This window comes from Glaciimonas immobilis (assembly GCF_011947285.1).
Taxonomy (GTDB): Bacteria; Pseudomonadota; Gammaproteobacteria; order Burkholderiales; family Burkholderiaceae_D; genus Glaciimonas; species Glaciimonas immobilis.
Genome location: NZ_JAAOZT010000006.1, coordinates 17,812 through 39,862, shown reverse-complemented (window position 1 = coordinate 39,862; position 22,051 = coordinate 17,812). Strand labels below are relative to the sequence as shown.

Below are 22,051 nucleotides of genomic sequence, written 5' to 3'. Positions count from 1 at the left end.
CTCAGGCTCCTGATAAGCGTGTCGGGCTTGCTGGCGAAACAGGCGCAAATACAGGCGCAGAAATACGCCAGATTGCAAATGGCTGCGTGTATGGGTCAAGCGTAATTTTCTGCATCTTTCCGAACCAGCTGAACCGGGTGTCCGTCAACAGATCGTCTACCAGCAGTTCAGCATCATCGTGCAGTTCAAAGCGCCACAAGGGCAACTCAATCTCGGCAAACTGCGCAGAAAATGGATCGAGATTAATCGCTACCAAAATGACGTTATCGCCAAATCGACTGGGGCGATCCAAGTCGTAAGCACCGTTGATCTCATCGTCGCAAGGGGTGGCCTTGGAGAAATACAGAATATTAGGATTAGAGACTTGATAAAATTGAATCCCCAGATGCGTTTGCAACGCGGGGTTAGCGGCCCGGATACGATTGAGTAAGCTTATTTCCGCAATGATATTGCCGGGCCGCTGCCAGTCCCAGGCGCGAATCTGGTATTTTTCCGAATCCAGATATTCTTCTTTTCCGGTTACAGCACTCGCCTCGCATAATTCAAATCCGCTATACATTCCCCATAATCCCGATAACATAGTCGCCAGTGCGGCACGAATTAAAAACCCCGGGCGACCGGATCGCTGCAAAAAAACAGGATTTATATCCGGTGTATTGACGAAGAAATGCGGACGGAAAAAATTGCTGGGGGGCGGGCTGGTCAACTCGGTCAGGTAGTCGATGAACTCGTTTTTGGAATGACGCCAGGTGAAATAGGTATACGATTGCGAGAAGCCGATTTTAGCCAACCGATACATCATATCGGGCTTGGTAAATGCTTCGGCCAGAAACACCGCATCAGGGTAACGACCGCGCGTATCTGCGATCAGCCACTCCCAAAAAGGTAAAGGCTTGGTGTGCGGGTTGTCGACCCGAAACAGACGAACCCCCTCACCCAGCCAGAACAACACCACATCGCGCAAGGCGATCCATAAGTCCGGGATTGCGCCCGTTGCATAAAAGTCGACATTGACGATATCTTCGTATTTCTTGGGAGGATTTTCTGCATAGCGAATCGTGCCGTCGGGACGCCAGTTAAACCATTCCGGATGCTCCCGCAACCATGGGTGATCGGGCGAACACTGGATCGCAAAATCAAGCGCCAGTTCCATCCCATGCTCTGCCGCAACCTGCACTAACTGTCTGAAGTCCTCTATCGTCCCGAGTGCCGGATGCAACGCGTCATGTCCACCTTCATCGCTGCCGATTGCGTAAGGACTGCCCGGGTCATCCGGCCCTGCGGTGGTAGCGTTATTCTTGCCCTTGCGATGTGTGCGACCGACGGGATGGATCGGTGGAAAATACAGCGTGTCAAATCCCATCTGGCGGATCGCCGGAAGCCGCTTGATGACATCGGTAAAGGTGCCATGAACGGCCTCATCACCACTCAGTGAGCGCGGAAATAATTCGTACCAATTGGCGTACTGCGCCGCCTTGCGTTCGGCGTCCACCGGTTGCGTTTCGGACCTTAGCGCAAATGGCCGATGGTCGACGCTGGCCATCAATTCCGCTGTTTCAGGGGACAGTAAAAGCTGTATTTGCGCGGATGTGTTGTTTGCTTTATCCGGAGTATCTGCATCGGTGACGTTGCCAAGGTTTGGGGGGGCCGCCTTTATGTCAGGTTTGGTAGCGTTGAGTGCAGCGTCCAGTAATTTTAAATCCCGCAACGCGTCACTGATCTTCAGCTTGCTGGTGGCGCTTCCACGCCCGCGCCTAAATCTGGATATTGCGCTAATTTCTGCTTTGATCAGCAGGCGTCCCTCGGCTATTTCAAGCGCGACGTCCAAACCAGCATTAACCTTCTTTTGCAGTTGCTCGCGGTAACTAGAAAAAGTGTCATACCACGCCTCGATCGCAAAGAAATGACGACCTGATCTGATGAGCGGAAATTGCGCTGCCCATCGATTGTTTCCCAATCCGCGCATCGGTGTCTGCTGCCATTCGGTCTGATCGGCTGCGCGCGTCAATAAGACCACCGCCACGTTTTCGTGACCATCAATCAGCACGGTTGCTTCAACCCGGATGGACTCGCCCGCAAGGCATTTCACAGGAAATCGCCCGTTATCTACGGCGGGACTTATCTTTTCAATCGCAAGTCGCGGAGCGCGGGTCGCGCTGTACACTTGCTTCTCATCTGCGCGCGGCATCAATATCGGTTGTGCATACAAAGCGGTATAGATGCGTACTTCTCCAGCAACCAGATACACCGTATCGTTGACCGCCGTAGCCGCCTTTGCGTTCGGAGTTTCGATGTCGGCATTGGAGATATCTAACAGCAATGCGCCAGGGAAATAGCCAGCTGCCCGCTGTTGCCATAAAGAACGGCTTAAGGCGTGATCGCGGTAGCTATCGAGGTTTGCCAGTATAAAAACGCCGCTTTTTTTCCCGTCGCGGTCTGCTCCGGATAACTTGCTGGCCATTACCCGATGCAAAATTAACACGGGCGCGCCAGGACTGCTTAATACCCTTAATGATGCGCCGTTCAGCGCTAGATTAAGCGTGGCAATTAATTTATTCGCGTGCGCGATTTCTGCCGTTATGTCGAGCCCCCCTGCCAACCGCAGCGCGTCGAAATCGGCACCAGTGGTAAGCGTCGCGTCGATGCCATATTCAAACCCCATCGGCATGAGTATGCCATCGCCGACAGCGCTAGAAAAATGTAAAGCGTGCAGCATCGAGCGTCGCCTTGCCGCCTTCTTATGTTGAATCTCATGCTCAATCTCATGCTCGATCTCATGTTCGAACCGCCGCTGCGTCCCACGCTCGTCCGAATAAGGCGCTGAACGCGATGCGTTCGGAGACGCGACGACAGGAATTATTGGCCCTACCCCAAACTGCTGCGACGCATAATTCTGCCCGATTGCTTGCACCAGGCTGGCGTCAAAACCGCACGACTCCGGCACGCCGACATGAACCGGTGGGCGCTCACTAGGGCCACTAATAAAGCGCGTATCCGGCGCGTCCTCTTTGGCGGTTGCAATCAATATTTTCCAAAAAGATGCTGGCACAAAATCTGCCCCAGGGCACCTAAAGCCTGAAACACCCGATGCCCTCAATACTGATATCTGGGCCTGCCAATGCGTGAGCAATCCTTCCACCACATCGTCTCGGTCAAACCGTGCAAACATGCCCGTGGCAGTGGTCGGATCAATCCGGGGATCCGGCAACGGCGAGTCGTCAGATTCGCCGTCGTCCGCACTACGGGTGAACCATGCAGGATGGGCTAACACTAGCGGATCACTTGCATCCAGGCGGTCAATGGTTAAATCTATCAGGAGGTTGAGCTGGCGAGAGGCGCAAGCTGGTGCCAATTGATGCACGCGGGCGAGCGCCGCATCTGTCATAGAAGTCGCGCCCCCCTTGTTCGCCATCGTGACGTCATTAGCAGAGAGAGACTGCGAAGAAAGAATCAATAGCAGATGATCGAACCCCATCGATACACATCGCTCAAGATGCTTATCGATAGTCGCCAAATAGACTACATCGTTCCCGGGAGGTGATAACCATACCGCAGGTTGCAACGCGTAAATGCGAGGAGAAAAGCATGCTTGCATACACTCATCCAGTTCTTATTTGACGCCTACCGGAGGAGCCAAATACGATTTCAATCATAATATTCGTCGTTGGTACGAACGACGACAATGCTGTAACGCCGCATCAACCAACATTGCACTTAGCCAGATGCATTTAGCCAGATTTACGGGTTCCGATAACTTGGCGTTTGGCTTGCCCTCTGCTGAATTGTTGCAGTGGCTCCCGCTCGCGCCTTGGGGCGATCTCGTCGAGAAATAAATGCTTGGTATCCGCCGCAGCGACTTGCCCGTACAACGCAATATATTGCTGGGCGGAGGTATCCCATCCACACTCGACGGACATGGCATTCATCTGGAGCTTGTGCCACGCTGCGGTATGAGAATAAATCTGAAAGGCGCGATCAACCGCGTCAATCATGTCTTGCGGCTCTTCACCATCGAACAATACGCCGTTAGCGTTTGCGGCGATATTATCAACCGTGCCGGCATCGGTAATCGTATCGCTAAGGCCGCCCACGCGCGAGGCAATAGGAATAGTGCCGTAACGCATGGCGTAAAGAGGGGTCAATCCAAATGGCTCAAAGCGACTGCCATGCAATAGCATATCAGCGCCGGCATGCAACGCATGGGCATGCTTTTCGTCATAGCCGAGATGCAGGCCAACCCGCCCGGGAAAGCGCTCCATCAATTGCCTGAAACCAGCGTGATAGACAGGTTCACCACACCCGAGGACCGCCAGTTGCAAATAAGGCTGATTTTGAAGAATCGTCGGCAACGCTGCTAATGCGACATCGGCCATCTTCTGGTGCGTAATGCGGCTACCCAACGCCAATACCGGCGCAAACTCATTGATCGGGGTTAAATTAAATAAACGTTTCAGCTCGCGCTTGCAAACGATTTTTCCTTTCATATCGTTGCTTGAAAAGCGGCGCGCTATCAGCGGGTCCGTAGCAGAGTTCCACATATCAATGTCGATGCCATTAGGGATAGCAGATATGGCCTCTTTGCGCTGATTCAAAAGTCCCTCAAATCCATGACCGAAGCGCGGTGTCAGGATTTCGCGGGCGTACGCGTGACTGACGGTCGTGATTTTGTCGGCGTAACGAACTCCCGCCTTCAGAAAACTTACCTGTCCCCAAAACTCGGCACCGTCCGCGTTCAACATCTCTTGGGGCAGTCCCAACGCTGCGGCTGAGGCAAGCGGAAAATTGCCCTGAAAGGCAAGATTGTGAACGGTCAGAATGGTCCCGATATCACTTATATTATGTGTACGGAGTAACGCCGGTATCAGACCCGCGTGCCAGTCGTGCGCATGTACAACATGCGGCTTCTCGGCGGTCGTTCGGCCAGCGCAAATCTTTATTGCGGCGTAGGCAAGCGAGGCAAAGTTGACCGCGTTATCGGCAAATTCCCTACCATCCTGATCTACGTAAAGGTTACCCGTGCATGCACGAAATCGCTCTGTATCCAGAAGGATGACGGGAACGTTGATGTCCGGAATTACGCCAGCCCTTAGCCTCCCGGACCCGCCAGGAAAATCATCGAAAGAACCAATTACTGTAAGATTTTTCGCACCATCTAATGCAGACGGATACCCTGGCATCAGAATAGTGACGTCAATACCTTGCGTGCGCAACGTTGCGGCTAACGCGGTAATGACATCGGCCAAACCGCCAGTTTTTGCAAGAGGGACTGCCTCTGAGGTAACGAATAAAACACGGGGCATCAAAGTAAGTTCCTCTCATCTGAATTGCGGATGCGATGCGGTCCAGCAGGACTACATGCTTTTCTTATTATTAACGTCATGGGACATGCGACTGCACGGCGCGTGTTAACGCCGAGCCGAGCCAATCTGCGATTATTATTGCGTTTGCTTTGACCAACCAACCCACTCATCGACGAGCAAGTCTTTATGAGACTTTTTTATTCAGCACATTGCGACATACATTTTTAAATCTTACCGGGCACGAGGTAATGCCACTATCGGCGTTACGCTGATTTTTGTGTAGGAATAGGGACAGCGCGAGCAGAGAATTGCGCGTAGGCGGGATGGAAAATAAGGGCTATTAACAATGAAAAAGGCACTTCGACGAGCAAAAACGCGTGGTTGTCAGGACACTTCCGACCTGCTTTTCCGAAGTAACGATTGTTTCAACTCCAACAAATTGCTATAAAAGCCGCGATCAAATGGCACAAAAAATAATTCATATATAGGACAATCGGGTCAGAAATTTTTACAACTATTTCACACCAGGACATGCCGAACTTCCCGAAAAAACCGTTCAATCTTTTGCTCGATCCGGACATCAATCATATCAGCAGGGCGCATACCGTTCGGACAACTCAGGCGCGGCGTGGTACCGAATAATCGACAAATAATAGGTCGATCAACATACACCTCACACCCACCCTCACCCAAATGTGCACAACTTAAATTGGCAAGCGCCACGTCATGCTCTAAGTCACTCTTCACTGGCAAGCGCGCCATTTCCTCAGATGAAGCCTTAACCGGGCCACAACAATCATGGCATCCGGGAACGCACTTAAACGTTGGAATACGTGTGCGAAAAAATCTGATTTTTTGCATGTCATCCGACATCACGCACACCCTGCATTAAGATGTGAGAAGCAATAACTAATAACATTAATGGGTGAAAAAAGAAGATTCATATTTTCTCCATCACCGCAATAAACAGCGCCGATGCAAGCAACCCATCCAGCCATCGAATCACTTGCGTATGGGCATTGTCAGGTCCGTAAAACCATACTTTATCCACATGCGCGAATTGGCGGACAAAAGGGAATATCGCCATATCTACAAATGCAGGCCGGTCACTGCTCAAGTACGACTGACCGGAGAGACGATCATTTAACTCGGCCAAAAAGGTGCATCCTTGTGCCCGATAATGAGCGGCAGAAAACCCGGGAAATCGTTGCGAGTATTTATAACGATCAAGGTTTTGCTTGAAGGCACCGTCGTTTCGGTCGATCAATCCAACCATGTCCGGTTCCAACGCACTGCGTCCCCTCATCCATTGTAGTGGATCATTAATCGCCAGCGCCCACCGCATGATATCCAGACTTTGGTCGATGACTGTCCCGTCGATCAGCTGCAAAACGGGCACAGTTCCTTTAGGTGAACAGTCCAGCATCGACTGCGGCTTACTGCGTAAACTGACCTGAGTCATCTGCACAGGTACTGCGCTAACTTTAATCGCCAAACGCGCCCGAATCGCATAGGGGCAACGGCGAAAAGTATAAAGCATAGGAAGCGCAGAAGCGCTCATGTCAGAATTGTTCATGTCCAAATTGTTCCAAATTAATCATGCCTGAATTGATAGTCCTGCATTCCTCATGTTTGAATTGATCATATTTGGATTACGAGACGCGGATCAAACTGTGGATTTTCTGTCACGCCATTGCGGACATATCCACGCGGGTTACAGACGACACGCGTCGCGCCCATCTGGTAATCAGAACTATCGTGCAAGTGCCCATGTATCCATAATGCAGGCTGCCAAGACAATATTTTTTGTTCCAGATCGGATACAAAACAACCATTTAAAGGTGAGCCTTCGTATTTGGGATGGATACTACCCTTACTTGGGGCATGGTGTGAGAGGACCACGGTTGTACCGGCAAAAGGCTGAGTAAATTTGTATTCCAGCCAAGCTACCGATTGGTCGAAATTCTGCCGTGACACAGCGGGGGTTAATAATTCGTCGCTTTCGATATCAAGCTTGATACGACTGAAATCACGGACCAGTTCGCTGGCTTTCGCCATCGCTGCGTCGCGCTCCTCGGAGGAAGGTTCCAGACGAAAATCTGTCCATAGGGTGCACCCAAGAAAGCGTACGCCGCTCAAACAGATTTCATTTTTTTCAAGGATATGAACATTTGTCCCCGCAGCCAGAGCGCGCAAGGTCGACAGCGTACCGCTTAGGCTACCGCCGTAGTACTCGTGATTGCCGGGAACATAAAGGACCGGAACACTACATTGACGCGCCCAGTCTATCGCCTGCTGGGGCCGCGCAATGTCGCCGGCCAAAACAACGGCATCGCAATCGCTGGATGGAACCGGCATGTCGGCGACGGTCAAGTGCAAATCGGACAGGATAGCGAGGCGCATTGCGTACTTTGCATAATGGGGTGTATTTTATAGGACATATGCAACACTACGGCAATCGTGTTGTGCTGTTCTCACTATCTTTACTCCTTTGCTGCGCTGCGTTCACTTACTATTTTCTTTGGTTTGGTTACGTGATCGGTTGCCTGCTCTTTTAGTGCCAAACCGCACACTAGTCATCCTTGGCACCCGCGATTCCCAGTTCCTGAATCTTGCGTGTGATGGTATTGCGACCGATTCCCAATCTGATTGCTGCGTCGTTTTTGCGACCATGCGTATGTTTGAGGGCGATCCTGATGAGTGCGGACTCAAATTGTCGCCCCAACACATCCATTACGTCGGTATCGCCACGCACCAGCATGGTGGCTGCCTCGATTTCAATCAGGCTGACCCAGGTTTTGCTATCGACCACAATGGGAGAGGCAGTCTCCGGCGATCTGCCAGATCGAATGCAATCCTCCGTCCCTGCTGCACCAGAGCCCGATGACACATGCGGATCGAATTGCGCTGTTGATACGGCGCTATTAATGCTACCACCGCTACCACCGCTTCCACCGCTGATCGTTTCATGGGCCAGCGGTTTATCGTTCTGGACCATTAATTCTTGCGGCAAATCCTTGATCTCTACCGTTTGACCGGGTGCCATTACGGTAATCCAGTTACAGAGATTTTCTAACTGGCGTACATTACCGGGCAAATCAAGGCCGCTGATAAAGCGCATCGCATTGTCTGAAACGCGCTTACTTTCTACGCCAAGCTGTTTGGCACTTTGCCCTAGAAAATGCCGTGTCAGAATCGGGATATCCTCACGTCGCTCGCGTAGACTCGGCAAGCGCAGACGAATTACGTTGAGTCGATGATACAAGTCTTCCCGGAATAAACCTTCGCGTACACGGGTTTCCAGATTTTGATGGGTGGCAGCAATGACGCGCACATTAGCTTTTAGCGATTGATGACCGCCCACGCGATAGAAATGCCCATCCGACAGGACCCTTAACAAGCGCGTTTGCAAATCAAAAGGCATGTCACCAATTTCATCGAGAAATAACGTGCCGCCTTCGGCCTGTTCAAAGCGGCCACGCCGTGATGCCTGGGCGCCGGTAAAAGCACCGCGTTCATGACCGAACAGTTCGGACTCAAGTAAATCCTTGGGAATCGCCGCGGTATTCAAGGCAATAAAAGGTTGCGATGCTCGCGGACTATGCTTGTGCAAAGCGCGCGCGACAAGCTCTTTACCGGTGCCGGACTCTCCGGTTATCAAGACGGTTACATGGGATTGCGATAGACGTCCGATCGCGCGAAACACGTCCTGCATGGCAGGGGCCTGGCCAAGGATTTCGGGCGTCTCAGCGGATGCTTGCTCAATATTAATTTCACGCAGACTTTCATCCAGCGCGCGCCGGATCAGTTCAACTGCTTTCTCCAGATCAAACGGTTTTGCCAGATACTCAAACGCGCCGCCCTGAAATGCAGCGACCGCGGAATCAAGATCGGAAAACGCGGTAATGATAATAACCGGTACCCCAGGATGCTGGGCTTTGATTGTTTGTAACAACTCCAGGCCCGATGTCCCTGGCATCCGAATATCGGAAACCAGTACTTGCGGCGTGCTGGATTGCAACGCATCCATCGCATCACGTGCGTTAGAAAAACTTTTAGTGACCAGATTTTCGCGAGCCAGTGCTTTTTCAAGCACCCATCTTATCGATTCGTCGTCGTCAACAATCCAAATTGGTTTCATAGTTATTCCACGCTTCAATAAATGTTGCAGTTAGCATTCTGTCGAAGAGCTTTTCGCCGCCACTCTTTGTCCTGCGTCACTGTGCAGAACATTAAGGTAGCGGAATCAATACCCTGAAATCGGTGAATCCTGGGCGGCTTTCACATTCAATCACCCCCAGGTGCTGCTGTACGAACGTCTGCGCCAGCGTTAGCCCTAATCCACTACCACCGTCACGCCCCGACACCAGCGGATAAAAAATACGTTCCTGGATATCAAGGGGAATCCCCGGACCGTTATCAATGATATGCAAGTCTAATGCCAGCCGATAACGTACCTTTGCCAGTGTCACCTGGCGCACAATTCTGGTCTGAAACGTCAGGTCTGCATCGCCGTCCTGGATGCGATCCGCTAACGCCTGTGCCGCGTTGTGCGCAATATTAAGTATTGCCTGGATAAGTTGCTCTTTATCACCGCGAAATTGTGGGAGCGACAAGTCGTAATCACGATGAATAGTCAAACCATGTGGGAACTCGGCCATCATTAAGCTACGCACACGCTCGCAGACTTCGTGGATATTTACATCACTGACTATATGTGCCAAACGATGCGGTGCTAATAAACGGTCCACCAGCGTTTGCAAGCGATCTGCTTCTTTGATAATGACCTGCGTGTATTCGCGCAATTCCTTTAGGTGGCGCTCCGGAAGTTCCAGCTCCAATAATTGCGCCGCACCGCGGATACCGCCCAGCGGATTTTTAATCTCATGCGCAAGATTGCGAATCAGCTCCTTATTGACCTGACTCTGATCCAGCAATCGCTCTTCGCGCTCCAGTTTGAGTTGCTGCACGTTTTCACGCAATTCCAGAAGAACGGGGGTGTCTGACCGCTCAAGCGCAGTGACGATCGTATCGACCCAAAGCGGTTCCCGCCCAATGCGGTCCAATATCAAATCCTGCCGCATTTCATCAAACTGATGTGCCAGGGCTTGTTCAAACACCTGCACCAACTGATCCCCATTGAGAAACAAATCAGTCATCTTCTGTTGTCTCAAAGCTTTTATGGAACTTTCTAACAAATTTTCTGCCGCCGGATTGGCGTATGCAACCCGACCTTCTCCGTCCAGCAGTAGAACCGCAGAGGCGAGTAATTCAAGTCCTTCGGTTCCGGTTGGTAGTGCGGTTTTCGTTTTCATACAAAACTCTCATAAAAGCAAAATGTGGAGCGTTCTTATCGCCCACCCGCTGTAAGCAAATTGTAATCAAATTCTTAAGGAGAATCGTTGCAGATAAAAATAGGCTTTTTTCGGAACTACAGCGAGCGTCGTGAAGACAAAGTGTGGATACCCAGCAATTGAAATAATCTTCAAACGCATGGACGATTGTGAGCACCAGATATCGCATTAACGATAGCATTCATTCCATGTAAACGACCCACTAAAGTCACCCCATGATTGGGATTTACGCAAGATCTACCCAGCACGGGCAGGTTAACCCTGCCGAGGCAGACAATATGGTGGTACCGGGCCACGCAAGAGGGCAAGGAAAGCGCACCGCCGCTACGGCGGTTTTGCACAAGTCCGGAGTTTTTAATTCGACAGTTCCCGGTTGAGGGCCTCGATATTTTTTTGGGTGCGTGTCAGCTCTTCTTTCATTGACTCTACCCGCTCTTGATATTTGGCGTAATTGCGCTCATTGCCCTGGCGTTCCGGCGCACCGTTGTTATAAATTTTTTGTAGTTCTGCTAGCTTCTTCTGCTCAGTGCGCAGCTCATCCTGCAAAATCTGACGACGATCATTATCACGCGCTTTCTGGGTGCCACCATCTACTTTAGGAAAATCCGGCGGCGTTACCGGTTGCGGTTTGTTGACCGCAGCGGGGGCAGACGACCTCGGTGGTGTTGACACGGTCAGGGGCGGCAAATCGACCTTCTTGCACCCCTTGGTGTCACCTGTATTTTTATATTCCTTGATGCCTTGGGCATCGACACATAGAAAAATATTGCTTTGGGCATGAACAGAACCGCTGCTTGCACTAAGGGTCGCAATCATCAGAATTCCGGGAATGAGGTATTTCATAGATTCTCTTCGCATTGCAATGAAGACGATAGTTTATGTCAAACAAGACCGTCCTGACAAACCAGGAATATTCTATCTGCCGAAATGCGTGGATTAATACTCTGCAAAAAACAAAAGGACAGAAAAGTTACCTTTTCTGTCCTTTTTTCATCCTGACCATAAAAGTCGGTGACGATTTTTTTTATTGATTCTTTAAGTCATTACGGCATTGTTCCTTACTAAGCACTAACAAAGCGCTTAACAACTACGCAAGCAGCACCGTAAATTTTTATCGATTCTATTACACCGAGTAATACATATCAAACTCAATCGGATGCGTGGCCATACGGAAACGCTGTACTTCTTGCATCTTCAGGTCCAGATAAGCATCGATCATGCTGTCGCTGAAAACACCACCGCGGGTCAGGAATTCACGATCCTTGTCCAGGGCATCGAGAGCTTCTTCCAACGACGCGCAGACAGTTGGGATCAACTTGTCTTCTTCTGGCGGCAAATGGTAAAGATCTTTAGATGCTGCTTCGCCCGGATGGATCTTGTTTTGAACGCCATCCAGACCAGCCATCAGCAACGCTGCAAAGCACAGGTATGGGTTAGCTAGTGGATCTGGAAAACGTGTTTCAATCCGACGTCCTTTTGGATTTGACACGTGTGGAATACGGATAGAAGCAGAACGGTTTTTAGCCGAGTAAGCCAGTTTTACCGGCGCTTCGTAACCTGGAACCAGACGCTTGTAAGAGTTAGTACCAGGGTTAGTGATCGCGTTCAACGCCTTTGCATGCTTGATGATACCGCCGATGTAATACAGGGCGAACTCAGACAAGCCAGCATAGCCGTCACCGGCGAACAGATTGACGCCATCTTTCCATACGGATTGATGAACGTGCATGCCGGAGCCGTTATCGCCAACGATAGGCTTAGGCATAAAAGTCGCCGTTTTACCGTAGGTGTGAGCAACGTTCCAGACCACATATTTCAGATTCTGGGTCCAGTCAGCGCGCTCTACCAGCGTCGAGAAACGGGTACCGATTTCGTTCTGACCAGCGCCTGCGACTTCGTGGTGATGCACTTCAACCGGGATACCCAGAGATTCCAGAATCAGACACATTTCCGAACGCATGTCCTGGAAACTATCGACTGGCGGGACTGGGAAATAACCACCTTTAACTGTAGGACGGTGACCTGTGTTGCCATTTGGCAGCTTGGCACCCGTACTCCAAGACGCTTCTTCGGAACCGATTTTAACGAAAGAACCCGACATGTCGGCGCCCCAACGTACATCGTCAAAGATGAAGAATTCTGGTTCTGGACCGAAATAAGCGGTGTCGCCCATGCCGGACGATTTCAGGTACGCTTCAGCGCGCTTGGCAATCGAACGTGGGTCGCGATCATAACCTTTGCCATCGGCTGGCTCGATTACGTCACATTGCATGAACAATGTGGTTTCTTCCATGAATGGATCAATGTTTGCTGTATTTGGATCGGGAATCAGAATCATGTCTGATGCTTCGATACCCTTCCAGCCTGCAATTGAAGAACCATCAAAAGCATGACCGGACTCAAACTTATCCATATCAAAATGAGAAACAGGGACAGTTACGTGCTGCTCCTTGCCTTTGGTGTCAGCAAAGCGAAAATCAACGAATTTTACTTCGTTGTCTTTCACCATCTTCAAGACTTCTGCGGCCGTCATTGCCATATGGAACTCCTAATATCAGAAAAAATGCGAAATTTGTAAGTGAGACTGCAATGTAGTATTGAAACCGTGCATGCGTGAACAGCCGAAATTCACCAAACTGAAAAACCCATGGTGATATAGCGGACACCCATACAACAAGAAAACGATGCACCTGAATTCAACGGGCAATGATAGCAGAATCCATGCCACCGGCGAGGCTACCGCGAATTGATATTCGCTAAGGTTATTTGTTAATTTGTAGGGGAAACGACAAACCCGAACGGGAAACCCCGGCCAGTTGAAAGACAGATGCGCCCCATTGAAGGGCAAAATAAAATTAACGCACCAATACAGTGACAAATTACGATTTGAACAGTTTTATGCACTAATTTAGTGCAGTAACGATGGTGCTCTTTTATTTCCCAATTTTTCGCTACTATAATAGATACAAGTGATAACACTCCACTTTTAAGAATCGACTATTCTTGACGTAATACAATACGATGTTCAGATTGTTTAATGGGGAGACATGAAATGCAAAATGCACTTACTCTATTAGAAATAGGCCGAACCCGCGGTCAGTCGGCCAAAATGCCCTACGCCGGGGCTCTTACCCCCACAGAAACCTTTGCGTTGCTGACGGCCGATCCATTGACCTTACTAGTCGACGTAAGAACCAATGCAGAACGCGATTGGGTGGGCCGCGTCTCGATCAATGAAAGTCAACACGTTGCGGTGCAATGGACCCAATACCCGGGCGGCGCGCCTAATCCTGATTTTTTAAGTCAGTTGGCACGAGTTGCAGAAAAAGGGACAACGCTAGTCTTTTTATGTCGTTCAGGTGTGCGCTCACGGCATGCTGCGACCTTTGCGACGGAGCATGGTTATAGTAATAGTTTTGATATTTTGGAGGGCTTTGAAGGCGACAAAGATGCCGCAGGACATCGTAAGTCTGTCAGTGGCTGGTGTAAAGCCGATTTGCCTTGGATTGGTGCCTAACCTTAGCTTTAGATCGTTAAGCCAGGCCGCCGGCAAAATTAAACGAGTACTTTCATCTCGGCTTTAGATGAAAAAAATAAAAATCGTCTGCAAGTCAATGTCCGCTTGACTACCGGACCATAGATCATAACGCGCAGACGACTAGGGACAACTGAGCTAAGCACTCATTTGATTAGTTATTTACCCTTGTCTTTCTCGTCCACAGTTTGCTTGGGATCCATTTTTTGGTTCACGCCGGATTTGTCGCCGCCGGTTCTTGCCACGCGTGCTTGCACGTATGGATCATTAAAGCGATTCAACATCGAGTTATCAGTACCGGGAATAGGAATCATCATGGGCGCTTGCGCGGGGGCGGCAGCTTGACCTGGAGCGTCCATTGGAGGCGCAGCGGGTGTAGGGGTTTGCGCAAGCGCAGCAGTGGCGAAGGCACCACAAACGGCTGAAACCATTAAAAATTTACGTAAGGTGGGCATTATCGCTGGCACATTCGCTGACATATTCCTTGGCATATTCGTGGGCATAAAAACTCCTAAAAAGTAAAGTATCAAAGTCTGGCATCAAATAGCCGGTAATACAGAGCAAAACCCTACTCGAGCTACCAGCTCAATATGTGAAAAGTCGGTTTCGCCTTCCGGCAACTACAACCGAGGCTGCCAATAATTCACCTAAGCGCCCCGGCATAGTTCTTTTGCATAAATGCAAACAAGCATTTAATAGACCCCGTATTTAAAAAAATAGTTCAATGCTCATTTGGAAACTGCTGCTAAACACTTTCACAAATTACCTGCAAAACACGCTGTTTTCGCCAAAACCTACTCAATTAAGGGGCCTTACGAGGCAATATTTTATGCCTTGACGCAGGCTATTTCGCTAACGAAGCAATCGCTACCCGGGCCGCGGCAAGATCCCAGGCAGCGTGACCTACCGTTTTATAAACCGGCAACTGGGCCGATGGCAGCCATGGATGTTCTAATATGCCGCTAAGTTCATGCACCGTAGACCAATCGATATTTGCTTGCAGCAAATCGCCCGCTTCATGTTTGGCACCGGCCAAATGATCCACCACGATTGCGCGCGCGTGCAATAACTCGGCTGGAAACTCCGCCATATCGGGCTTGAAGGCCCCCACGCCGATCGCCAGGGTATCGGAAGAAATTTGGGCGGGGATGACCGCTGAACGCGATGTGGTCAACGCGATCACTACATCGGTAAACGGTACGGTGTTTGCTAACGAGTCTACGATTATTGCCTGCGCTGAAACATGCGGATAACGACGGCGTAGCGCCGCACAAAACACCTCAGCTTTGGCGAGCGATTTAGGCATAGTCCGCGATGCAATCAAAAACGTATCCAAGCCAAAATAGTCAACCAAAGCGTCAGCATGAGCCGCCGCTTGCACGCCAGTGCCAATCAACAGCGCTGACAAAGGCTTGCGCGGCAGCAACCGTTGTATACCCAGTAGCGTTACCGCTGCCGTGCGCCGCGCGGATACAACTGGTCCGTCCAGCAACGCCAGCCGACGACCGGTGGCCGTGTCAAAAACCACCACTTCGCCCTGTATTGCAGGCAGTTTGTGGTGCGCATTGTCGGCATGCACCGTAATTAATTTAGTCACGCCCACATCAGCGCCAATCGCTGGCATGCACAACAAGACACTGGCCGGATCAATCTCGACCACCATCCGTTCCGGGGCATTGATCTGGCCCCGACGAAGTTGCGTCGCCACTAGTGCAATGGCTGGCACCAGCGCGGCATAGGGCAATGCGGCGGCGGTTTGCTGAGGATTTAAAATTTGCATAGTCCTTTAACCTTTTTTAAGTCCGACTCAACGTAAAAAGAAACCCTGCGGGAACGGATCAGTCTCTTCTAATACCCATTGGTTAAAACTCATGATGTGCGCATTTCCGGTCACTTCGGTCATCGCTGCATCGAATTCACCAACTTTGGTAGTGCCAGTGACGCGCACGCTAAAGCAGCTACCGACGATACTTTCATTGATTAGCGGTTGATTCAGTGCCAGTTTTCCTCTCAAGAATAATTGCGCCGCGCGACCGGATGTACCTGTGCCGGTTGGCGAGCGGTCTACTTCACGATCAGCAAAAATACATACGTTTGCCTGATCAGCGCGCGGGTCATTGGGCGCACCGTCCACGATGGTGCCGTACAAAGTATTTAGCCCGACATCGATTGGATGCTGAATATTGATCACGGCCTTTACGGCAGCCTTGGTTTCTGCACCGAGCTGAATCAACGTGCGGACTTGTTCTGGCTTGATCTGGACATTGGCCTGGTCCGCATTAATGTAAAAGTAGAAAGCGCCACCGAACACGATATCACCGATAATTTTTCCAAAGCTCGGGGTGTCAACCTCAACGTCGCGTTGATAAATGAAGGCTGGGACATTGCGAAAGGTAACATTGCCCACCCGCGTGCCGTCCCACTCCACCTGCGCCTCAATAAAGCCCGCAGGGGTATCAAATCCAATCCGAGTCAGAGGAATCATTCGCTCCACATGATTGAGTTCAACCAGTACTTTCCCTAAGGCAATGATGCCATGGCCGCACATATCGCTGTAGCCTTCATTGTGAATAAAGATCACGCCGAAGTCGGCCTGCGGCGTAACGGCAGGCAATAGATATGCGCCATACATATCAGCATGACCGCGCGGCTCATTCATCAGGAACAAGCGCAGATCATCGCGATTTGCTTGTAGCCAGCTGCGACGCGCAAGTATGGTTTCTCCTGGAACCGGCGGCAACCCGGAAATAACGATACGCAATGGCTCGCCGCCGGTGTGCGCGTCAACGGTATGAATGGTCCGTAAATAACTTAACATAGCCTGCTCTCTTAAAAAATCGTTTGAATGCGTGGCTTACCTGCTCTTCGTAAATACTGACCGGCAGTAAGTACTCACCGGAAACTTTCGTCACTAATCGCACGAGCATAACCGGACAAGCATAACTTTGATCGCATGGGTTTTTCCGCAAAACTCTGTAATCAAAAGGTCAAAAAAATGTCGTCTCCGAAATAACGGCGACGACATTTTGAGGCACTGGCACGACACTGATTTCCGTGGCGCCAGTTACGCCGACTCACCAATTAATAACTGATTAATAGCTAGTCAAAGCCACCGGCAAACCATCCTTGAAGCGGAATACCGTCACGGGCGATTGCTTCAAATCACGATTTGCGTCGAACTCATATTCACCGGCGACGCCTTTGTATTTAATCTTGGCCAGCGCTGTCACATATTGCTTAGGTTCGACTGAATTGGCTGCTTTCATAGCCGCCGCCACCACCATCATGCCATCATAAAACGATGCAGCATAGGTTTCTGCCGGACGACCAAAGCGTTTCTGGTATTCCGCTGCAAACGTCTTACCGCTTGCCAGTTTATCGAGCATCGCGCCGCCTTGGGTGCAATATACCTGATCAGTAATTGCATCACCGCCAAGACGTCCCATTTCTGGTGCGCAAATCCCATCACCGCCCAACATGAGGGTGTTCAGACCCAACTGTTTCATCTGGCGCACCATCGGACCGCCTTGTGGCGAGTAACCACCGTAAAAAATCGCGTCTGGCTTTTTGCCCTTTATGGAGGTCAGGATAGCGGTGAAATCAGTCGCTTTATCGTTGGTGAAGTCGGTGCTGATTACCTTAATACCGTTAGCCTTGGCAACCTTGGCAAACTCTTCTGCCAGTCCCTGGCCGTAAGCGGTGCGATCGTCAATGATCGACACTTGTTTGACTTTCAGTTCTTTGGCGGCATATAGAGCCATTTTTCCGCCAAGCTGACTATCGCTGGCAGCGACGCGAAATACATTGGTAAAACCTTGCTGGGTAATCTTTGGATTCGATGCTACCGTTGCCATCACAATACCGCTGTCGTTGTAGACGCGGGATGCTGGGATCGTAACCCCTGAGTTATAAGGTCCGATGATGGCTTTGACGTGCATGTCGCTGAGTTTTTGCGCGACACCGACGCCGGAGCGTGGATCCGCCTGATCATCTTCCATCACTGCTTCAAATTTGATCTTTTTTCCACCAATGACCAATCCCTGGGCGTTTAATTTATCGATTGCCATCGACAATCCGCCTTGGTTGTCTTTACCCGCCGATGCTTGCGCACCTGTCAACGGGCCGCTGAAACCGATCTGTACTACCTGTGTCTCCTGCGCAATAGCAAGCGCGGGAAGCGCTGCCAATATCACCATCATAAGTTTGGTCCGTGCGTACATGGCAAATCCTCTCGTCTGTCTTTAAAATGTTAATTTTTATAGTGTGGTTTTGCAACGGGCGTTTGCACTTCCTTAAGCCCTATTACCGTTGGCAATGCTAGCAGGGTACGCGCCACATTTAATTTTTTTGTAAGATAACTTTTCCATAGATTAAATGGTGACGCCGGTTGATTGGCGAATTGCTAGCCGATAACTGGAAATCTTCCGGTCCGCTGCCTGGGCGACTAATGCCATATATTTATGGTCGGCAAGATTTTTAAAAGGGAAATATGGGTGCAACTTCATGGGTCGCTTCAATATCTGGATCGCGACCAATCGCAATTTTTATCGCTAGCGCGATCATGGGATCAGAGCCGTTTTCGCGATAAAACTTCAGCGCAAACACCGGGCCGAGCAGCAACTTTCCGCTCGGCAACACCACTCATCTCGTGAAAATGACCGCCCGTCGTGGTAAGGCTAAAAAAACGCCCAGCCCTCCTGTAACTAAGTGCAACATTGCTATCTAGCAGGTACTATGGCGCCACCTCGAAAAAGTGAATGTCATCATTATGATCAGAGACGCGTCTCAGGATGTAACGGAAGGTTGGATACAACAAGGCTTTACCCTGGTTGAGCTGATGGTTACGGTTGCCATCGTCGCCATACTCGCTGCCCTCGCCTATCCTTCCTATACGCAATATATCGTCAGAGCGAATCGTTCGGCAGCCGAAAGTTTTATTTTGAGCGTAGCTACAACGCAAGAACAATACAACCTCGATGCTCGCCAATACGCTACCACGCTGGCCCTGCTGGGCTACGCAACTATCCCAACTAAAGTTTCCAGCAATTATGTGATTACAATTGCCGCCGACAACACCGTTGCTCCTCCTACTTACGCCATTACTGCCACACCAACCGGCAGTCAATTGATTCAAGATACCCCTTGTGCGAATTTGACTATCAATCAAATAGGAACAAAGGCAATAAGCGGTACAGCCACGCTAGCGAGTTGCTGGTAAGCGGAATCGGAAAAACCCCAACATGTGCAATCCAGCAAATTTCAAACAAATCCAAAATATCCATGCGCGTGCCTTCACGTTGATCGAATTATTGGTCACGATCTCGATAGTCGCCACTCTGTTGGCCATTGCCGTGCCTTCTTTCCGGGAGTTCGTATCAGGTCAACGCATCAAAACAGCCTCGTACGATATTTTTTACACGCTAACTTATATGCGTAGCGAGGCGATCAAACGCAATAATGATGTAACCCTTACCCCGGCGACAGGTGGTTGGCAAAACGGTTGGACAGTAACAGTCGGGACTACCACCCTGAGTCAACATGAAGCATTCCCGGGCCTGACCATTACTGGCCCAGCCAACAACCTCATTTATAGCGGTAACGGCCATCTCAAAACAGCGGTAAATCCATTCGGGATTAGCAGCAGCGCAAGCACCAGCCTGGCACCGCGCTGCGTCAGCATTAATCTGAGCGGGCTACCTAATAGCAAAACAGGGAGTTGCTAATGAAAGCTCCTGGGAAAATTTTCGGCAAACAACCCGGCTTCAGCATGATCGAAGTCCTGGTAACCCTTGTCATTCTAATGTTAGGTCTTCTGGGCCTGGTCGGCATGATGCTAGCAAGTCAACGCACTGAAATGGAATCCTACCAGCGTGCTCAGGCGTTAATCCTGCTTCAGGACATGGTAGGGCGCATTAATACCAACCGCACGGCCGCGCTATGCTACGCAATTACCACCGACACCGTTAACGGCGCCCCGTACCTTGGGGTTGGCTCGAATGTCGCGCCAGCATGTTCTTTGGGTACCGTCCAGGCCTACACCCTCGCCAATAACGACCTGTCCGCCTGGAGTAATTTGCTCATCGGAACCTCGGAAAAAATTGGTGTCACCAGTCTGGGCGCCATGGTCGGAGCGCGCGGCTGCGTTAGTCTGGACACAGCCACCGGTCAATATCTCGTGGTGAGCGTGGCCTGGCAGGGCAAGGGGGCGACAGCCGCACCTCGCTCCGGTCTAGGCTGCGGCAAAGGGTTATATGGGCAAGAGTCCCAGCGACGCGTCGTCAGTGCACCCGTACAAATTGCCAACCTCAATTGATCGCTATGAAAAAACCCGCTCCAATCCTTCCCTCGCCTTTTTTCAGTGGACACTCAGCGGGCCTGTCACTAGTGGAGCTAATGATCTCGATCACCATTGGCCTTCTTCTTTTGGCAGGTATTACAACGCTCATCGCGCAGCAAAGTAGCGCCCGTGCAGAGATTGATAAATCAGGCAGGCAGATCGAAAATGGACGCTATGCGTTGACACTTCTGCAGGATGACATCCAGCATGCCGGGTTTTATGGCCAGTATTCGGGTGCGATTACGACATTAGCCGCACTGCCGGACCCATGCGCAACAGACTTGGCTACCATCGATGCGTCATTGGCGATGCCGCTGCAAGGTTACGATGCGCCCACCACCGTGCCAGCACCGCTGTCGGCTTGCTTGTTGGATGCAAATCACATCGCTGGTACCGATATCTTAGTGGTGCGCCGCCTTGAGGCCACTGACACGCTTACCACCATTGCCGGCGCTGTGGCTGGACAGGTGTATGTGCAGACGACGCCAGACGGGAAGGTAACGGGATCCGGTTCCGACACCACCGTCTTTACCTTGACGCAAAAAGACGCAACGACTGCGGCCGAACTGCGCAAATATGTTGAACACATCTACTTTCTCAGTCCTTGCAATGTCTATGCGACCGGTGCCACTTCCTGTACGAGTGCAGCAGATGGCGGTAGCCCGGTCCCAACGCTTAAGCGCCTGGAGATAACTTCTACGGCTGGGACTACCGCTTTCACGACTACTCCGCTGGTGGATGGTATTCAAAACATGCAGTTCGACTATGGTATTGATTCTGCACTCCTTGGTCCTACCGACACTGGCACGCCTAACTTTCCGTTTGTCACCGCACCCGGCATAACCGACTGGCCAAACGTCATGGCGGTGCAGGTCAACCTGCTCGCGCGCAACGTGGATCCGTCCGTTGGCTACATCGACACCAAGACGTACAACCTGGGAGTTGCCGGTACGGTCGGCCCATTCTCCGACGCCTACAAGCGTCATGCTTATACCGCTGCCGTACGTGCTGTTAATCCTAGCGGTCGGAGAGAGTGAAGATGATGCGTCCACCAATCAATTGCGATAAAAAACAACGTGGTGCCACCCTGGTGGTGGGGCTGGTGATGCTGCTCGTGCTGACTTTGCTGGTCGTCTCCGCCATCCGGATGGGTAACGCGAACCTGAAGACGGTCGGCAACATGCAAGCCAAGAATGAAGCAACGGCAGCGGCGCAGCAGGCGATCGAACAAATCATGAGCAACCTCAACAATTTTTACGCTCCGACGGCGCAAACGATCGGCGTTGACATCGACAACGATGGCGTCGCCGATTTTACGGTCAATACTTCCGCACCGGTGTGCCTCAAAATGGTTCCCGTCGGCGGGTATAGCGTCGACTTCGCCGAATCCGTGCCGCAAGATTCCTATTGGGACATCAAGGCGGTTGCGACCGACAACCGGACCGGGGCTAATGTCACCGTGCATCAGGGGGCAAGGGTGCGGCTGAGCGCAACAGCGACCTGCACCTAAAAATGGCATTAGATT

General features: G+C 50.9%; 20 protein-coding genes. 6 read left to right on the top strand and 14 right to left on the bottom strand.

Going from position 1 to position 22,051, the window contains the following annotated elements; translation table 11 throughout:
- Position 1 precedes the first annotated feature (1 nt).
- From HAV38_RS09475 to glnA, 9 genes are all read right to left on the bottom strand, one after another.
- Entirely contained in the window at positions 2 to 3,595 is a 3,594-nt protein-coding gene (locus HAV38_RS09475) for an alpha-1,4-glucan--maltose-1-phosphate maltosyltransferase (protein WP_168054798.1), read from the bottom strand.
- 133 nt (positions 3,596 to 3,728) lie between these two features.
- The gene (gene glgA / locus HAV38_RS09470; protein WP_245182296.1) at positions 3,729 to 5,300 is read right to left on the bottom strand and encodes a glycogen synthase GlgA; all 1,572 of its coding nucleotides are present in this window, start codon (positions 5,298 to 5,300) and stop codon (positions 3,729 to 3,731) included.
- Between the two features lie 519 nt (positions 5,301 to 5,819).
- Positions 5,820 to 6,161, bottom strand: a complete 342-nt coding sequence (locus tag HAV38_RS09465) for a YkgJ family cysteine cluster protein (protein WP_260326389.1) — start codon at positions 6,159 to 6,161, stop codon at positions 5,820 to 5,822.
- Positions 6,162 to 6,240: 79 nt separating this feature from the next.
- A complete protein-coding gene (locus tag HAV38_RS09460; protein ID WP_245182293.1) occupies positions 6,241 to 6,876 on the bottom strand; it encodes a glutathione S-transferase in 636 nt (211 codons plus the stop codon).
- 65 nt (positions 6,877 to 6,941) lie between these two features.
- Positions 6,942 to 7,703 carry a metallophosphoesterase family protein gene (locus HAV38_RS09455; RefSeq protein WP_168054792.1) on the bottom strand — a complete coding sequence of 254 codons (762 nt, stop codon included), beginning with the start codon at positions 7,701 to 7,703 and terminating at the stop codon, positions 6,942 to 6,944.
- Positions 7,704 to 7,872: 169 nt separating this feature from the next.
- Positions 7,873 to 9,441, bottom strand: a complete 1,569-nt coding sequence (gene ntrC / locus HAV38_RS09450) for a nitrogen regulation protein NR(I) (RefSeq protein WP_168054790.1) — start codon at positions 9,439 to 9,441, stop codon at positions 7,873 to 7,875.
- 91 nt (positions 9,442 to 9,532) lie between these two features.
- Positions 9,533 to 10,615 carry a nitrogen regulation protein NR(II) gene (gene glnL / locus HAV38_RS09445; RefSeq protein WP_168054788.1) on the bottom strand — a complete coding sequence of 361 codons (1,083 nt, stop codon included), beginning with the start codon at positions 10,613 to 10,615 and terminating at the stop codon, positions 9,533 to 9,535.
- A 393-nt stretch (positions 10,616 to 11,008) separates the two neighbouring features.
- The gene (locus tag HAV38_RS09440) at positions 11,009 to 11,497 is read right to left on the bottom strand and encodes a DUF3450 domain-containing protein (protein WP_168054786.1); all 489 of its coding nucleotides are present in this window, start codon (positions 11,495 to 11,497) and stop codon (positions 11,009 to 11,011) included.
- A 280-nt stretch (positions 11,498 to 11,777) separates the two neighbouring features.
- A complete protein-coding gene (glnA, locus tag HAV38_RS09435; protein WP_168054784.1) occupies positions 11,778 to 13,193 on the bottom strand; it encodes a type I glutamate--ammonia ligase in 1,416 nt (471 codons plus the stop codon).
- Positions 13,194 to 13,706: 513 nt separating this feature from the next.
- Between glnA and HAV38_RS09430 the strand changes: the two genes are divergently transcribed.
- The gene (locus tag HAV38_RS09430; RefSeq protein ID WP_168054782.1) at positions 13,707 to 14,171 is read left to right on the top strand and encodes a rhodanese-like domain-containing protein; all 465 of its coding nucleotides are present in this window, start codon (positions 13,707 to 13,709) and stop codon (positions 14,169 to 14,171) included.
- A 176-nt stretch (positions 14,172 to 14,347) separates the two neighbouring features.
- Here the strand turns inward: HAV38_RS09430 and HAV38_RS09425 are convergent, their stop codons facing one another.
- The 5 genes from HAV38_RS09425 to HAV38_RS09405 all read right to left on the bottom strand — a co-directional run bounded on the left by HAV38_RS09425 (position 14,348) and on the right by HAV38_RS09405 (position 18,827).
- A complete protein-coding gene (locus tag HAV38_RS09425) occupies positions 14,348 to 14,692 on the bottom strand; it encodes a hypothetical protein (RefSeq protein WP_168054780.1) in 345 nt (114 codons plus the stop codon).
- A gap of 341 nt (positions 14,693 to 15,033) precedes the next feature.
- Complete coding sequence (locus tag HAV38_RS09420; RefSeq protein WP_168054778.1) at positions 15,034 to 15,969, bottom strand: delta(1)-pyrroline-2-carboxylate reductase family protein; 936 nt, start codon at positions 15,967 to 15,969, stop codon at positions 15,034 to 15,036.
- Positions 15,970 to 15,996: 27 nt separating this feature from the next.
- Positions 15,997 to 17,007, bottom strand: a complete 1,011-nt coding sequence (gene lhpH / locus HAV38_RS09415; protein WP_168054776.1) for a trans-3-hydroxy-L-proline dehydratase — start codon at positions 17,005 to 17,007, stop codon at positions 15,997 to 15,999.
- Between the two features lie 274 nt (positions 17,008 to 17,281).
- The gene (locus tag HAV38_RS09410) at positions 17,282 to 18,388 is read right to left on the bottom strand and encodes a branched-chain amino acid ABC transporter substrate-binding protein (protein ID WP_425338688.1); all 1,107 of its coding nucleotides are present in this window, start codon (positions 18,386 to 18,388) and stop codon (positions 17,282 to 17,284) included.
- 277 nt (positions 18,389 to 18,665) lie between these two features.
- Positions 18,666 to 18,827: a hypothetical protein gene (locus tag HAV38_RS09405; protein WP_168054772.1), complete on the bottom strand. Its 162-nt coding sequence runs from the start codon at positions 18,825 to 18,827 to the stop codon at positions 18,666 to 18,668.
- A gap of 130 nt (positions 18,828 to 18,957) precedes the next feature.
- Here HAV38_RS09405 and HAV38_RS09400 point away from each other — a divergent pair, with 130 nt between their 5' ends.
- The 5 genes from HAV38_RS09400 to HAV38_RS09380 all read left to right on the top strand — a co-directional run bounded on the left by HAV38_RS09400 (position 18,958) and on the right by HAV38_RS09380 (position 22,036).
- Positions 18,958 to 19,407 carry a type IV pilin protein gene (locus tag HAV38_RS09400; protein ID WP_168055521.1) on the top strand — a complete coding sequence of 150 codons (450 nt, stop codon included), beginning with the start codon at positions 18,958 to 18,960 and terminating at the stop codon, positions 19,405 to 19,407.
- A gap of 22 nt (positions 19,408 to 19,429) precedes the next feature.
- Positions 19,430 to 19,912 carry a GspH/FimT family pseudopilin gene (locus tag HAV38_RS09395; RefSeq protein WP_168054770.1) on the top strand — a complete coding sequence of 161 codons (483 nt, stop codon included), beginning with the start codon at positions 19,430 to 19,432 and terminating at the stop codon, positions 19,910 to 19,912.
- Positions 19,912 to 20,502 carry a type IV pilus modification protein PilV gene (gene pilV / locus HAV38_RS09390; RefSeq protein WP_168054768.1) on the top strand — a complete coding sequence of 197 codons (591 nt, stop codon included), beginning with the start codon at positions 19,912 to 19,914 and terminating at the stop codon, positions 20,500 to 20,502. The genes HAV38_RS09395 and pilV overlap by 1 nt, the downstream gene beginning before the upstream one ends.
- Positions 20,503 to 20,582: 80 nt before the next feature.
- The gene (locus HAV38_RS09385) at positions 20,583 to 21,563 is read left to right on the top strand and encodes a PilW family protein (protein ID WP_245182292.1); all 981 of its coding nucleotides are present in this window, start codon (positions 20,583 to 20,585) and stop codon (positions 21,561 to 21,563) included.
- 2 nt (positions 21,564 to 21,565) lie between these two features.
- A complete protein-coding gene (locus HAV38_RS09380; protein ID WP_168054764.1) occupies positions 21,566 to 22,036 on the top strand; it encodes a PilX N-terminal domain-containing pilus assembly protein in 471 nt (156 codons plus the stop codon).
- Positions 22,037 to 22,051 lie beyond the last annotated feature (15 nt).